This window comes from Bradyrhizobium sp. YCK136, assembly GCF_044570075.1.
GTDB lineage: Bacteria > Pseudomonadota > Alphaproteobacteria > Rhizobiales > Xanthobacteraceae > Bradyrhizobium > Bradyrhizobium diazoefficiens.
The window spans coordinates 7,410,465-7,424,072 of the sequence record NZ_CP172424.1 but is presented as its reverse complement, the minus strand read 5'-3'; the positions used below and the strand labels follow the sequence as shown (position 1 = coordinate 7,424,072).

Sequence of the window (13,608 nt, the reverse complement as noted above, 5' to 3'; positions counted from 1 at the left end):
CATGCGGGTAACGTCATGATCATCAAGAATCTGCTCTCGATGTCGAGCGTGAACGTCGTGAAGTCGGCGGTTCAGTTCCTCATCACGCTGCTGATCACCTATTTCGTGACGCCGACGGAATTCGGGCTCGTGGCGTTTTCGCTGCCGTTCATCGCCTTCATCTCCATGCTGACCGACCTCGGGCTGTCGAGCGCGATGATCCAGAGGACGTCGCTCACGAAGGAGGAGGCCGGTGCGGCGACGACGCTGATGGTCGCGATCGGGATCGGCTGTGCATTGGTGCTGGCCGCCGCATCGAAGCCGCTCGGAGCCGCCGTCGACATGCAGGGACTGCCGGCCGTGCTGGCCGCGCTCTCCGGTTCGGTCGTCTTGTCCATTTCCGCGATGGGACCGCGTGCGGTTCTGGAGCGCTCGCTGCAATATCAAACGATCGCCCTGATCGAAGCCGGGGCCGCGATGGCGTCCGCGACGGTGGGCGTGGTCGGCGCCCTGCTCGGGTGGGGGATCTGGGCGTTGATCGCGTACTATGTCCTGATGCAGGCGGTGCGCGCCGTCGCGTTCTATGTGAACACCAGACGCCACATTCATCTCAACTTCAAATGGCGCGGCGTCGCCCTGATGCTGTCGTTCGGCGGCTGGGTGCTGGCCTCGAACGTCCTCAACTTCACTGCCAGAAACGTCGGCAATCTCCTGATCGGCGCCAAGTTGGGCGCGGCGGCGGTCGGCCTGTTCGGTCTCGCCTTCCAGTTCATGACGCTTCCGCTGATGATTCTCTCCTGGCCGGGCGGAGGGGTTCTCATGGCCACCTTGAGCCGGATGAGCGGCGAGCGGGAACAGGACCGGCGCAAGGCGGCAATTTGCGCGGTGCTCGGCATGACGGCGATGATCACGTTCCCGGCGATGATCTATCTGACCTTCGGGCTGAAATATCCCGTTGCGACATTCCTTTCGCCGCATTGGCAGGAGGTGCTGCCGCTGATCGCCATTCTCGCGCCCGCGGGTGCCGCGCAGTCGATTGCGGCCTATGCCGGCCCGATCCTGCTGGCCCACAACCAGGCACGGCTCCAGTTCTGGGTGAGCAGCGCCAATAGCGCCAGCATGATTCTTGCTTTTGTCGTCGCACTGCCGTTCGGACTCACGGCCGTCGCCGTGGTGTACCTCGTCGTGTCGATCCTGGTTTGCGCTTTCATGCTGATGATCGGAGCCCGCAACTGCGGGGTTCCCTATGCGTCGTTGTTCGGTTCCCTGATGCCCGCCACCGTGGGGACGTCCCTGGGGACGTTGTGCGCGCTCGTGGCGACGAAGGGCGAGGTCGCAAGTCTGTCGCATTGGCTGATCGCGACGGCCGTTTATGCGGTCGTCGTGCTTTGCAGCTACGTGATATTCAGGCGTCGTATCTGGAACAGCATGCAGTCGCTGCTCGGCGGATCGGTTCCGCCGATGCAGGCAAATCTTCCCTCGGCAGGTTAGTAGAGATCGGTTGATGTCTTCAGGAGAGGGAATGGGCGACAAGTCCCAGCCGGGAATTCCGTGGCGCGAGGACCTGATGGCAAACACCGGCAGGTCCGGCGTTGGAGCCGCTATCGTCGCCTTGCTGACGAGCCCGGGCTTTGCCGTGATCACGACGTGGCGGATCGCCAAGATGCTGCGTTTCCGGACGCGCTGGGGTCATCAAATCACCTGGCTGCTCGTGAGGGCGCTGATGCGGCGAGGCTGCTACATCTCGGTTCTCGCAGAAATCGGTCCGGGACTGATCCTGCCGCATCCGACCGGAGTCGTGATCGGCGAGGGGGCGCGGATCGGCCGTTCCGTGATGCTGTATCACAACGTCACGCTTGGCCGGCGCGCCTGGGATGAGCCGGGTTGTCCGACCATCGGGGACGATGCCGTCATCTATACCGGTGCCGTAATCGTCGGCCCCATTTCGATTGGCGCAGGAGCAAACGTCGCCGCCAACGCGGTTGTGACGCGTGACGTTCCGCCGCGTTCCGTCGCTGCGGGAGCACCTGCGCGGGTCGTGCGCTCGGAAGCACCCGATCGGATGCGCGCTTAAAGCAGCAAGGCGGGGCGCAGGGCCCTGCTGGTTATCGGGGCATTGCGCTCGAAAGAGGCTCTTGTTCAACACCTGCTTTTCGGGTGGTTCAGTGTTGTTCGGAACCGTCATCCGTTCCGCGCTGCTCGTTTGTTCGCGGACCGGCTAACCGTCCTACGCATGGGCCTGAGCAGGTTCCGTTGGTTCGAGCGATGTCGCGGCCGCCCATGATGCGACAAGCGGCAAATTGCATAGATTCCGGCCATCATCGTGACGCCCTTCTAGTCGGCCTTGGCGGCAAAGCGGTCACAATTCTGATTGCTGGCTATGTATAGTTGTGTCGGGAAACGTCCAATCATGTAACCGAGGGCCAGCCGATGTCGTCGATCATTACCGATTTTTCGCAAGTCTATCCCTATCTCGACGGCTCGAAGTTCAAAGACACCATCGTCGTGCAGTATCGGGGCGACGGCGACGTCAGATACAGATGCGACGTCCTGGTGGATATCTGTCGGGGCAAGCGGGTCTTGCATGTCGGGTGCTGTGACCATCTGCCGCTCATCAAGCGCAAGATCGACAACCGGGATTGGCTGCACGGCCTGATTACGGAATGTTCCGAATACACCGTCGGCGTCGATATCGATGCGGACGCGGTGCGGGAAGCGTCACGAGTTTCCGGCCTCGACAACATGGTCGCGGGAGACGTGACGTCGGGTCAAAAGATCGAAGCAATATCCGGCCGGAAGTTCGACATCGCCGTGTTCGGCGAAGTCGTCGAGCACATTCCCAACCCGGTCTCGTTCCTGTCGCGCTTCAGGGAGAACTACGGCGACGTCGTCGACCAGATCGTGATCACCGTTCCGAACGCCTTCAGGGGCGGCAACATCAAGGGTATCCTGAAGAACGTCGAGACGATCAACAGCGATCACCGGTTCTTCTTCACGCCCTATACGATCGCCAAGGTCGCAATCGATGCCGGGTATGCGCCGGTCGAGGTGAAGATGGCGACCTTCATGCGCGCCGGAATGCTGAAGTCGATGCTGCTGCGGCAGCTTCCGCTGCTCGCCGAGGACATCATCTTTATCGGTGCGGCCACGCGGCCGCACTGACGTCGTTTCATCCGCTCATCCGTGTTCCGCCATCGGGCCGGCAGGCGTACCTGCCGGCCCGATGCGTCGTCAGGCGAACAGGAAGTTGCCGTGATCGAGCGTCGCCGAATTCACATTCTTCAGCAGGATGGAATCGGCCGAGGTGAGCTGGATCAGCGTGTCGGAGCCCGATTGCGAAATCTGGAGGTGGCTGTAGTCGGCCACCAGTGATTTCAGGATTTCGATCGTGTCGTGGTTGGACGCGGTTCCGGCGTGGAAGCTCTTGATCTGGTCGTTGCCGCCGTCGAACATGACGGTAGTCGTGCCCGGTGCGGAGGAGAAGACGTCGTTGCCGGTGCCGCCGGCCAGCGTCAGTCCCGCAGTCACGGCCGTGACGGTGTGGGTGCCATCGGTGTTGAGGACGTCGATCGAGAGCAACGAGCCGCTGGTATTGTAGCTGTCGTGCTCGACGGCGCCCGGCAGGCCGGAGACCTTGAACTTGAAGACATCCGTCGTTCCGTCGGCGTTGTTGAGGGTCTCGGTCGTCTTGACCCCGGTAGAGTCGTAGACATCGGTGACCTTGCTGCCGTCCGACTTGATGACTTGCGTGTAGTCGAGCGTGCCGTCTGCGTGCGAACGGATGAGCGACGTCATCTTGCCCGCAGCGTCGATGTGCTGCTGCTCCGTGACGTAGCTCTTGCCGGTGATGTTGTAGATCGTGTTGTCGTGCGAGCCGTCGGTGTTGTTGGCATAAACCGCGGTCTTGACGCCCGACGTGTACACCGTCGTCGAGTTCGAGCCGTCTTTGTTCAGCACGTAGTCGCTGGTCAGGCTGCCGCTGCTGTCGAACAGCTTCGTCTCCTTGGAGCCGTCGGCGTTGACGACGTAGATCGAAGCGTTCAACCCGTTCGCGTAGTTCGTGGTCGTGACGTCGCCGCCCGCTGTCTTGTGGATCTCCTGGCTCAGGGCTCCCGATGAATCATAATTGTCCGTCGTGGTCGAGCCATCGGTTGAGTTGAGGATCTCGCTGGTCTTGTGGCCGGTGCTGTCATAGAGGTCGGTGACCTTGCTGCCGTCGCTGTTGATCACCTGCTTGTAGGCAAGCGTGTCATCGGCATGGAGTCGGGTCAGGGTCGTGAGCGTGCCGGCCGCAGTGAGGTGCTGGATCTCGGTCGTGTAGCTCTGGCCCGTGATGTTGTAGAAGGAGTTGTCATGGCTGCCGTCAACATTGGTGACATAGAGCTTGGTCTTGACGCCGGCCGAATAGACCGTGTTCGAGGACGAGCCATCCTTGTTCTGGACCAGGTCGCTGGCGATCTTTCCGCTGGAATCGTACAGCTTGGTGTCCTTTGACCCGTCGGCGTTGACGACGTAGACCGACGCGAGCAGCGAGCCATTGTAGTTGGTCGTGGTGGTGTTGCCGGAACTCGTCGTGACGATCTCCTGTTTCAGTGCTCCGGACGACGCGTCATAGATGTCGGTCGTCGTGGCCGACGACGTGACGGTGACGACGGAGATCTTGTGACCCGTGGAGTCGTACTGGGTCGTGACCTTGCTGCCGTCGCTGTTCAGCACCTGGTTATAGGCCATCGTGCCGTCGGCGTGGGTGCGGCTGACCAGCAGCAGCTTTCCGCTCGGGTCGATGTGGTCGTGCTCGGTCGTGTAGGACTGGCCGGTGATGTTGTAATAGTAGTTGTCGCGGCTGCCGTCGGCGTTGGTGACGTAGGCCTTGGTCTTGACACCGGCCGTGTAGACCGTGTTCGAGGACGATCCGTCCGTGTTCTGAACCAGGTCCCCCGAGATGATGCCGTTGGAGTCGTAGAGCTTCGATTCCTTCGAGCCGTCGGCGTTCACCACGTAGACCGACACCAGCAGCGAGCCGTTATAGTTGGTCGTTGTCACGTTGCCGGAGGTCGTCTGCACGACCGTCTGCTTGAGGACGCCGGCGGTGGTGTAGAAATCGGTCGTGGTGGCCGTCGACGTCGTGGTGACGACCGAGGTCTTGTGACCCGTGGAGTCGTACTGGGTCGTAACCTTGCTGCCGTCGCTGTTGAACACCTGGCTGTAGGCCATGGTGCCGTCGGCATGGGTCCGGCTGACCGACAGCAGCTTGCCGCTTGCGTCGAGATGATCGTGCTCGCTGGTGTAGGACTGGCCGGTGATGTTGTAATAATAGTTGTCGAGGCTGCCGTCGGCGTTGGTGACGTAGGTCTTGGTCTTGACACCGGCTGTGTACAGTGTGTTCGAGGACGAGCCATCAGCATTCTGGATCAGGTCGCTCGCGATGATGCCTTGGGCGTCGTACAATTTCGACTCTTTTGACCCGTCGGCGTTGACGACGTAGACCGACACCAGCAACGAGCCGTTGTAGTTCGTCGTGGTGACGTTGCCGGAGGTCGTCTGCACGACCGTCTGCTTGAGGACGCCGGCCGTGGTGTAGAAATCGGTCGTGGTCGCCGACGCCGTGACGGTGATCACCGAGGTCTTGTGGCCCGTGGAGTCGTACTGGGTCGTGACCTTGCTGCCGTCGCTGTTGTAGACTTGGCTGTAGGCCATGGAGCCGTCGGCATGCGTGCGGACGACGGACAGCAGTCTTCCGCTCGCGTCGAGCTGGTCGTGCTCGGTCGTGTAGGACTGGCCGGTGATGTTGTAATAGTAGTTGTCGTGAGTGCGGTCGGCATTGGTGACATAGACCTTGGTCTTGACGCCGGCCGTGTAGAGCGTGTTCGAGGACGATCCGTCCTTGTTCTGGACGAGGTCCGCGATCAGATTGCCGCTTGCATCGTAGGTCTTGGTGTCCTTGTCGCCGATCGGCGAGACCGTGACGTCACGCACCATCTTGCCGTCGGTATAGGCGATGTTCTCCGACGAGCCGTCGGTATTGAGCGTGACCTTGCTGGTGATGACGCCGTTCGTGAAGTTGGACGTGCTGGTCGATACAAGCCTTGCCGAGGAGTCGTAGACCCTGGTCACGCTCCAGGTATCGGTCGAGTTGGTGACGGAGAACTGGTAGCCGCCCTGGATCGCCGCCAGCGCGTTGGTATAGTGCGAGATCATGTACTCCATGGTCGCGATCGAGGCGACCGGAAGCACGTGCGTGTCGGTGAGCGTGATGGTCTGAAGCGAGGTCGAGGCGTTCAGCTCGGACATCTGCGACACGATGTCCTCGGCGGTTCCGCTGACGTCGGTCACGGCGGGCGGTGTCGTGCCGCCTCCTGTCGGAGCGTCGATCTCGATGATCAGGGGATGATCCGTGATCGGAACCACGATCTGGCTGACGTCGGTGTAGGTGGCGATCGGCGAACTGCCCTTCAGCGGGTCGTAAACGTTGATCAGATGGTGGACGCTGCCGAGGTTCACCGTGACCGAACTGGTTGGGTTCGAGATCTCGGTGTCGGTGGCGTCGTTCCAGATCTTGGGTTCCGCCCAGACCACCAACTCGTAGGCGCCGTTGCTCTTGCCGAGAACCATGCTGTTCCCGGACGCCGGCAGACCGTCGAGCGTGTAGTTCAGCGAAGCCGTCGGCGTGTGGCCGCCGGTGCCGTCGTCAGCCAGGATTGTCGTCAGATTGTGGATCGCGGTCGCCGCCAGCTTCGGGGTTCCGTCGCCGTTGAACAGGCCCCAGTGCGATTCCGGATCGGTGGGGTCGTTGCTCGCCGAAGCGTCGAGCAGCTGATAGAGATAGGTGGTGCTGACGCCGTCCTTGTAGGCGTCGACCAGCGTGTTCAGGATCGACTTGGCCTGCACGTTTTCGCTGGCGCCAACATAAGGTGTATCGCTCTTGGTCGTATAGCCGGTTTCCGTGATGACGACGGGATCGCCGGGTGTGATCGACGTCGCGTTGCCGAGCAGAGCCTGGAGGGCTGCCGCGGGGGTCAGGCTGGTGCTGACATAGGCGTGGGAGTTGGCGTAGTCGGTCGCTCCCGACATATCTCCAAGTTTGGCGTAGTCGGTCGTGTCGTTGTAGCCCAGTGACAGATTGTAGACGGGGATGTCCTTGAGCGCGGCGTCGACCTTGATTGCGTTATAGTAGGCCGCCTGGAACTGTGCCGCGGCGGAAACGCTGGAGCTGCCGTTGTAGCTGAAGCCCTGGATGTTCGCCTCGTTGAGGCCTTCCAGCGCGATGACGCTGCCGGGATGACTGGCCGCAAACTCCTTGACGGACTCGAGATAGGCTTGGAGCGCTGCGGTTCCGCCTTCTGGAACACCCGACGGAACCACGAGATCGAATTTGTATCCGTCCTTCGCGAGTCCTTCGACGATCGGTTGCGCCTCGGGGCTCGTGGCGAGTCCGCCGCGCAGTTTGGTCACCCCGAGATATTTGAGGTCGTCCTCTACGAGGGCGAGGTTGTCGTAGGCGCCCCACGAATAACCGACATGGACATTGACGCCGATGGAACTGATGAAGGTGCTCGCCGACAGGATCGTTTGATCTGGTGATGCGGTGGTCATCGGTATTTCAGAGCCTTTTCTGGAACGCGAGAGTTCGTTGCCGCGTGTGTCCGTCGTATCGGCCAATCTCCGTTTTTCGAGTTGGTGAGATCGGTAAAAATGGAAGCACCCCGGAGATTCTCTCGCCGAGACTTTCCTGCGCGACGCTCACAGCGCACGAATCTGCTTAGACTGAGCTTCATCTGTGAAGACCACGCTAATGTGCTTGCAGCATGACGTCGCGATGGCGATGCAACGACGATGTTCGAGCGATGTTGTGCCGATGCCTAATCGCAACGCATTTGCTTCTCGTGCGGGCAGATTTGTTTCCAATGTCTTGCGTCAAGCGCTGTTAGGAGTCGTAGAAACACGGATCAAGCGTCGAATGTGACACTTGGTCTTGCGCCGAAGTCGACTGGAGCCTTCCAAATTTTCCCGAGAAGCTGGCAAGCAGTGCCACGGCACTTTCGCACGCAATTTTTTTCTTCTCTCCTGGTGTTGTGGTGGTCGCGTCGATGTCGATGAAATTTTCGTCTGCCTTCCGAACGGGCAGGGGGTGATCTTCACTGGCATTGAAGCGGGAGGTCGAACGAACGACACGATCGGACGGGCGCGCGTCGCGGAGGCGGGCGAATATCGAGGATGTGCAACCTGGCGTTGCTTTCGCGATCCGCGTGGCAGGCTCACCCCGACCGAGGCGGCGGGGGCGCGTGAAGGCAACGTCGAGCGATGCGGCCATGCCGGGCGGAGTGTCGCAGATCCGCAACGTCAATATGTTAGGCGCGCAAAGCTATGGCGGGCAAACCGCTGGCACGGCACGAATTTTGCCGCTAAGCACTGGTTAAAGTCTCGTTGATCGAACGGAGTAGAAGGCCATTCCTATGCAGGATCCCATGTCGGGCGCCCCGAATGTCATGTTTCTGGTTGAGGTCGTGAATTGCAATGACGGGATTGCATCCTATTGCGAGACCTTGGCCACGGGGCTGCACGCCCGCGGCGTGCAGATCCACCTGGTCTCCGGCATCGTGCGGTCGGACGAGAAGTCCGAATACAAGCGCCAGAAGCTGGCGGCGGCGGTCAAGCAGTGGCACGTCGTTCCCGGACTTCGCAAGCTGCCCTTGCTGTCGATCTTCATGCAGCTCTGGAAGCTGATCCGGGAGAACGACATCACCGTGATCAACGTCCATGGGCTCGGCATGCTGATGTGGGGCAGGCTGCTCTCCCTGCTCACCGGCGCGCGCTGCGTCGCGACCTATCACCCCTCGGTGCTCGGGAACATCGAGAAGGTGCAGAATGCGCCGCAATCGACTTTCAGCCCGGTCCAGATCCTGTTCTTCAATCTTTTCTTTCCGCACACCCTCATCCTGATGTCGGAGGAATCGCTCCGGCATCTCAGGCGCTACGTCTTGTTCGGCAAGAACCGGATCGCCAAGGTGTATGGCGGCGTCGATACGGTGCATTTTCGGCCGCCGTCGGATGCCGAGCGCCGCGATGCGCGCGCGAAATTCGGGGTTGCCGAGGGTGAGTTCATGTGCCTGCTGGCGGCCCGTCTCGCCTGGGTGAAGGGCCATGATTTGCTCATCAAGGCGGCGCGCAGGATCCGCGACAGCGCCAGTCCTTCGCCCATCGACATCAAATGCTACTTCGTCGGCAGCGGCGGTGCCGAGCGCGAGAAGGAAATCAAGTCGTTTGCCTTCGCCGACGAGAAGGACAAGGACACGTTCAAGTTCCTCGGGTTCATGGGCGACGTCCGCGAAATCCTCTGGGCCGCCGATGTGTTCGCGCTGCCGAGCCGGTTCGAAGGATTCCCGCTCGGCGTCGCCGAGGCCATGGCGACGGGGCTGGTCCCGGTGCGGACCCCGGCAGGGGGCGCTTCGGACCAGATCATCGACGGCCAGACCGGCTTCATCGTGCCGTTCGAGGACGTCGACGCGCTCGTGGGGGCGCTCGAGAAGTTGGCCGATCCCGCGTTGCGCGCCGCGCTGTCGCGCAATGCTCTTGCGCGCGCCCAGCAATATTTCGGTGTCGGGCCGATGGTTGACCAGACCCTCAGGATCTACGGTTTGGCGGGCGATGCCAGCGGGAATCCGCTGGCCCATCCGATGCAGGCCTAGTTCGAACTGCGTGCCGAGGCCAGCAGATCGCCTCGCCACGTCACCAGGACGACGGCGAGCCCGGCGAAGGCGATCTTTCCCGCGAGCCAGAGCAGAGAGGCCGACGGAGCTGCCGCGAGCATGGCGATCGCGGCGGCCGCGACGGTTGCCTCCACGATCAGCAGCGCCCGTGGCGCAGCGCGGAACCGGATCAACGGGCCGCTGGCGAAGAGGATGATGAGTGCGGTGGCCAATGCCGCACTCGCGATTTGTCCGGCGACCGATATGTGCAGCAAGGCGCCGATCGAAGCGGCCGCCGATACCAGCACCAGCTGGCACGCCGCGACGACCACCAGCCTGGTGGCCGATTTGGTCAGATGCGGCACCACTGCGAGCGTGGCCTGAAGGTGAATGTGGAGGAAGTAGAAGACCGCCGCGACCGGCGCTGCGTTGAGAAAATCGACCAGCAGATCGGCCGGGACGAACAGATGCGCCGCATCGGGCAGAAGGCCGATCAGCCCCCCCAGCATCACGATCGTCGCGCAGAGGATGAAGTCGAGCATGCGGGCGGTTGCTCTGCGCGCCTCGCCGTCGACGTCGCGCTCGAACTGCACGACGACATTGGGGTAGCTGACGGTGTGAATGGCGGTCACCAGAACGGAGAACGGCCGCTGCAGGAGGTCGATCGCCATCGAAAAACCGGCGGCTCCCGTCGACGTCCGTCCGAGCGTGGCGATCACGATCAGGCGCAAGGTGACGGGGACGGAGAGATGGATGACGGAGGCGGCCGCGGCCATGATGCCGTATCGGCAGAAATTGCGCCAATCCGTCAGCAAGGCGTGTCGCGACGCCCGCTGTAGCGAGGTGCGATGCACGATCAGGCTCACCAGAAGCGCCGCGCCGTAGCCCGCGGCGATCCCGCACAGCGTCGCCGCCGCGGTGCCGCAGAGCAGCGCCGCCGTGACGGCGCCGGCCAGGAGCACGCTGGCGCGCAGGATCAGGAGGACGGATGCGGTCGCCAGCCGATCGGACACGCGCACGATCATGAAGTACAGGTCGGTGGCGCCCTGTAGCACGGCCATCGCCAGCGCGAGGGCGACGACGCTTGTCTCGAGCGTGCCCACCAGCCCCGCCACGCCGCCGACGAGCAGCAGAACCAGCGCGCTGAGCAGTCCCGCGCTGAACAGCGAGAATCGCAGACGCGCCGCCTCTTCTCCGGAAGCGGCGGCCAGGAAGCGAACGCCGGCCAGTTGCAGCCATTCGAACACGAAGACGCAGAACAACTGGCTCGCCGCCAGTGCCAGCGAAAACGAGGTGTATTGGGCTGGCGAGAGGATATGGCTGACGGCGAAGATCAGAATGATCGCGGACGCACTCTGGTAGATGTAGCTGCCGAATGCGAGCAGGCTGATCATTTCTGGCTACGCGTTAAGGAAAACATGGCGGGATGATTGAAGGCCGTCGGTGGCATCTGCGTCCGGCCCCATTACGTGCGAGGCATGCCGCGGCCGCGCATGAGCTGGTCGTAGACGTTGCGATAGCCGGTGACCACGTCGTCAAAGGACCATTTGTTGATGCCGGATTTTAATCGTCCGCTCATCTCCACGATCTGCTGGGGAGCCTCGACGATCGCCGAAATGCTCTTGGCGATCGAGTCCGGATCGGGAGACGTCAGCCAGCCGGTCAGGCCCGGCTTGATCGCCTCCTGGATGCCGCCGAACGGCGTGCCGAGCAGGGGCTTGCAGGCGGCCTGGGCATCGGCGACGACGAGCGGGCTTGGATCTTCCCAGACCGAGGGGACGACCACGACGTTTACCTGTTCGTAAAACTCCTTCGGCTGCACGAAGCCGAGAAACTCGATCCGCGCATTGGGGGCGAGCCCCTTGATCTGCTTGCGCTGGCTCTCGGAGGCATGACCCGCGATGACGAGCCGGATCCGCTCAGGCGGGATCGTCGCGATGGCGCGAACCAGATTGTAGATGCCTTTTTCTTCGGTCAGTCGCCCGATGAATCCGAATGTGACGGTGCCGTCGAGCATCGCCGTCTCTTCGCTGCCGACGTCGGCCGTCGAGGCGTTTCGAATGACGATCTTCAGCGGTGTCTGCGTGAAAAGACCGAGCCCGGTATGGATGTCGAGAATGCGCTGGCTGACGCCGACGACGGCGTCCAGATGTCGCGTCGCCCCGCGGCGGCGAAAGGTCAGGATCTGGCAGCTCATGCAGCTCGCCTCGCAGGCGTGTCCGTCCGAGAAGCGCGAGCAGCGGGGGCAGGTGAGATAGTAGTCGTGAAGCGTGTGCAGGACCGGAATGCCCAGTTCCGCCGCGGTTCGCCACACCGCCGTCGTCAGGCCGGAGAGATTGTTGGAATGCAGGATGTCCGGTTTGAATGCCTTGATCCTGGCCGCGACGAGCTCCGACATCTGCTGCCAGTCCTCGATCGCGTGCCAGATGCCGCGCACGGGCGCGCTGTGCTGCTTGGCGAAGGGGAAGTAGATGTTGTGCACGGCCGCCGAGTGCACGTCGATGCCGTTGCAGGTCTCCATCTGCTGGTTCGGTGTGGAGGCAGCACGTATCACTTCCACGCTGTCGTTCTGGCCGACCAACGTCTCGGCGAGGCGACGGACGAAAGTTTCCGCGCCACCGACCACCTTCGGAGCCAACGGCGTCGGATAGAGGGATGACGTGATAAGGATCTTCATCGAAAAGGTCTGTCCAGCTATCCTGCCAAATGGCTTCGTGAAATCTCCGTTTCGGCCTATTGCCGGCTCGTTCGACTGTTATTCAAATAGACGTCCAAATATTGACCTGTCACTGAATCGGCAGAGAACCTCTCGGCAAATCCGGGCTGCGGAGGCCGGGCGAGCTTCCAGCGTGATCTCTCGTTGACGGCCTTCAGCATCAGTTCTCCCAGTCGCTTATGGTCGTTGGGCTCGTAGGACCCAACCATGTTGGAAAACCCCGCGATCTCGGGAATCCCTCCTGCTGTGGAGCAAATAGTTGCCCGGCCGGCGTTGATGCTTTCGATCAACGTCCGGGGCAGCGGCTCCGGCCAGACCGAACTCACCAGGCATACGTCGATGCTGGCATAGAATTCGGCCGCCTTTGCAAAGCCAAGCCATTCGACGTTCCTCCCGCTGCGGCTTTTGAGCCCCCGGACGTAATCCTCAAGCCCCTTTCCGGCAATTTTCAGCTGCCATCCCCGGTCGGGGAGCTGCTCGGCGGCTTTTAGTACCACTTCGATACCTTTTTCCGCCTCGAGCCGGCCGATGAACCCGAATATCAGGTCATCCGAGCTCGAGGGAGGTGAGGGTACTACGGAGCTTGGATCGGCGATGTTGAAGATGACCCGGCCATCGGTGCCCGGGAAGTATTTCAGCTTGGTATGCTGGTCGAGCACGAACTGGCTGTTCGAGACCACCGCATCGACCATGCGCGAGGCCAGCAGATAGGGAGACGTCATGGCCGCGCAGAGGGTGCAGCGCTGCGCACATGTCGCGTCTCCGCGAAACAACGTCGAGCGTTTGCAGAGCAGGGAATAGTCGCGCAAGGTGTGCACGATCCGGATGTTGCGCCGCCTGGCTTCCGCCCACAACGAGACCGAAAATCCGGTGAGGTTGTTGGTGTGGACGACCTCGGGTTTTTCGAGATCGAGAATTTCGGCGAAGCGCGCCGCCGACTTGCGATTCCACGTGTCCTGGAGATGCCACTTCAGGCGCTGGACCGAGGAGGGCTTCCTGTCGTTGCCGAACGGCCAGTAGTCGTTGTCCAGCGGCACCCGGTAGATGCGCACGCCCCTGAGCTCGTTGACGGTGCGATCCTGCTTGTTCTGAAGGCAGACCACGGCAACCTGGTGGCCGCGCTGAACCAGCGCCTCCGCGAGCAGCGACACAGACACTTCGGCGCCGCCGATGATTTCGGGCGGATAGAGCGTGTTAACGATCAGTATCTTCAAGGATAGCCCCGGA

Annotated in this window: 9 protein-coding genes; 4 read left to right on the top strand and 5 right to left on the bottom strand. The window is 61.9% G+C overall.

What is annotated here, in order from left to right:
• Window positions 1–15: 15 nt before the first annotated feature.
• The 3 genes from ACFLEY_RS35840 to ACFLEY_RS35830 all read left to right on the top strand — a co-directional run bounded on the left by ACFLEY_RS35840 (window position 16) and on the right by ACFLEY_RS35830 (window position 3,141).
• Window positions 16–1,470 (top strand): lipopolysaccharide biosynthesis protein, encoded by a 1,455-nt coding sequence (locus ACFLEY_RS35840; RefSeq protein WP_011085157.1) that lies wholly within the window; start codon window positions 16–18, stop codon window positions 1,468–1,470.
• Window positions 1,471–1,501: 31 nt separating this feature from the next.
• Window positions 1,502–2,053 (top strand): serine O-acetyltransferase, encoded by a 552-nt coding sequence (locus ACFLEY_RS35835; RefSeq protein ID WP_028174314.1) that lies wholly within the window; start codon window positions 1,502–1,504, stop codon window positions 2,051–2,053.
• 356 nt (window positions 2,054–2,409) lie between these two features.
• Window positions 2,410–3,141, top strand: coding sequence for a bifunctional 2-polyprenyl-6-hydroxyphenol methylase/3-demethylubiquinol 3-O-methyltransferase UbiG (locus tag ACFLEY_RS35830; RefSeq protein ID WP_028174315.1), 732 nt, complete (start codon window positions 2,410–2,412; stop codon window positions 3,139–3,141).
• A 69-nt stretch (window positions 3,142–3,210) separates the two neighbouring features.
• On the opposite strand, the gene ACFLEY_RS35825 is transcribed toward ACFLEY_RS35830, so the two are convergent.
• Window positions 3,211–7,572 (bottom strand): RHS repeat protein, encoded by a 4,362-nt coding sequence (locus ACFLEY_RS35825; protein ID WP_396604351.1) that lies wholly within the window; start codon window positions 7,570–7,572, stop codon window positions 3,211–3,213.
• A 331-nt stretch (window positions 7,573–7,903) separates the two neighbouring features.
• On the bottom strand, window positions 7,904–8,290 hold the full coding sequence (locus ACFLEY_RS35820) for a hypothetical protein (RefSeq protein ID WP_129557531.1): 387 nt from the start codon (window positions 8,288–8,290) through the stop codon (window positions 7,904–7,906).
• A gap of 154 nt (window positions 8,291–8,444) precedes the next feature.
• On the opposite strand from ACFLEY_RS35820, the gene ACFLEY_RS35815 reads away from it, so the two are divergent.
• The gene (locus tag ACFLEY_RS35815; protein ID WP_249163254.1) at window positions 8,445–9,665 is read left to right on the top strand and encodes a glycosyltransferase family 4 protein; all 1,221 of its coding nucleotides are present in this window, start codon (window positions 8,445–8,447) and stop codon (window positions 9,663–9,665) included.
• Here ACFLEY_RS35815 and ACFLEY_RS35810 read toward each other — a convergent pair.
• From ACFLEY_RS35810 to ACFLEY_RS35800, 3 genes are all read right to left on the bottom strand, one after another.
• Complete coding sequence (locus tag ACFLEY_RS35810) at window positions 9,662–11,059, bottom strand: hypothetical protein (RefSeq protein WP_060910785.1); 1,398 nt, start codon at window positions 11,057–11,059, stop codon at window positions 9,662–9,664. The two genes, ACFLEY_RS35815 and ACFLEY_RS35810, sit on opposite strands and share 4 nt — an antisense overlap.
• A 71-nt stretch (window positions 11,060–11,130) precedes the next feature.
• Entirely contained in the window at window positions 11,131–12,342 is a 1,212-nt protein-coding gene (locus tag ACFLEY_RS35805) for a glycosyltransferase family 4 protein (RefSeq protein ID WP_060910786.1), read from the bottom strand.
• A gap of 56 nt (window positions 12,343–12,398) precedes the next feature.
• Complete coding sequence (locus ACFLEY_RS35800; protein ID WP_060910787.1) at window positions 12,399–13,595, bottom strand: glycosyltransferase family 4 protein; 1,197 nt, start codon at window positions 13,593–13,595, stop codon at window positions 12,399–12,401.
• Between the last annotated feature and the right edge of the window lie 13 nt (window positions 13,596–13,608).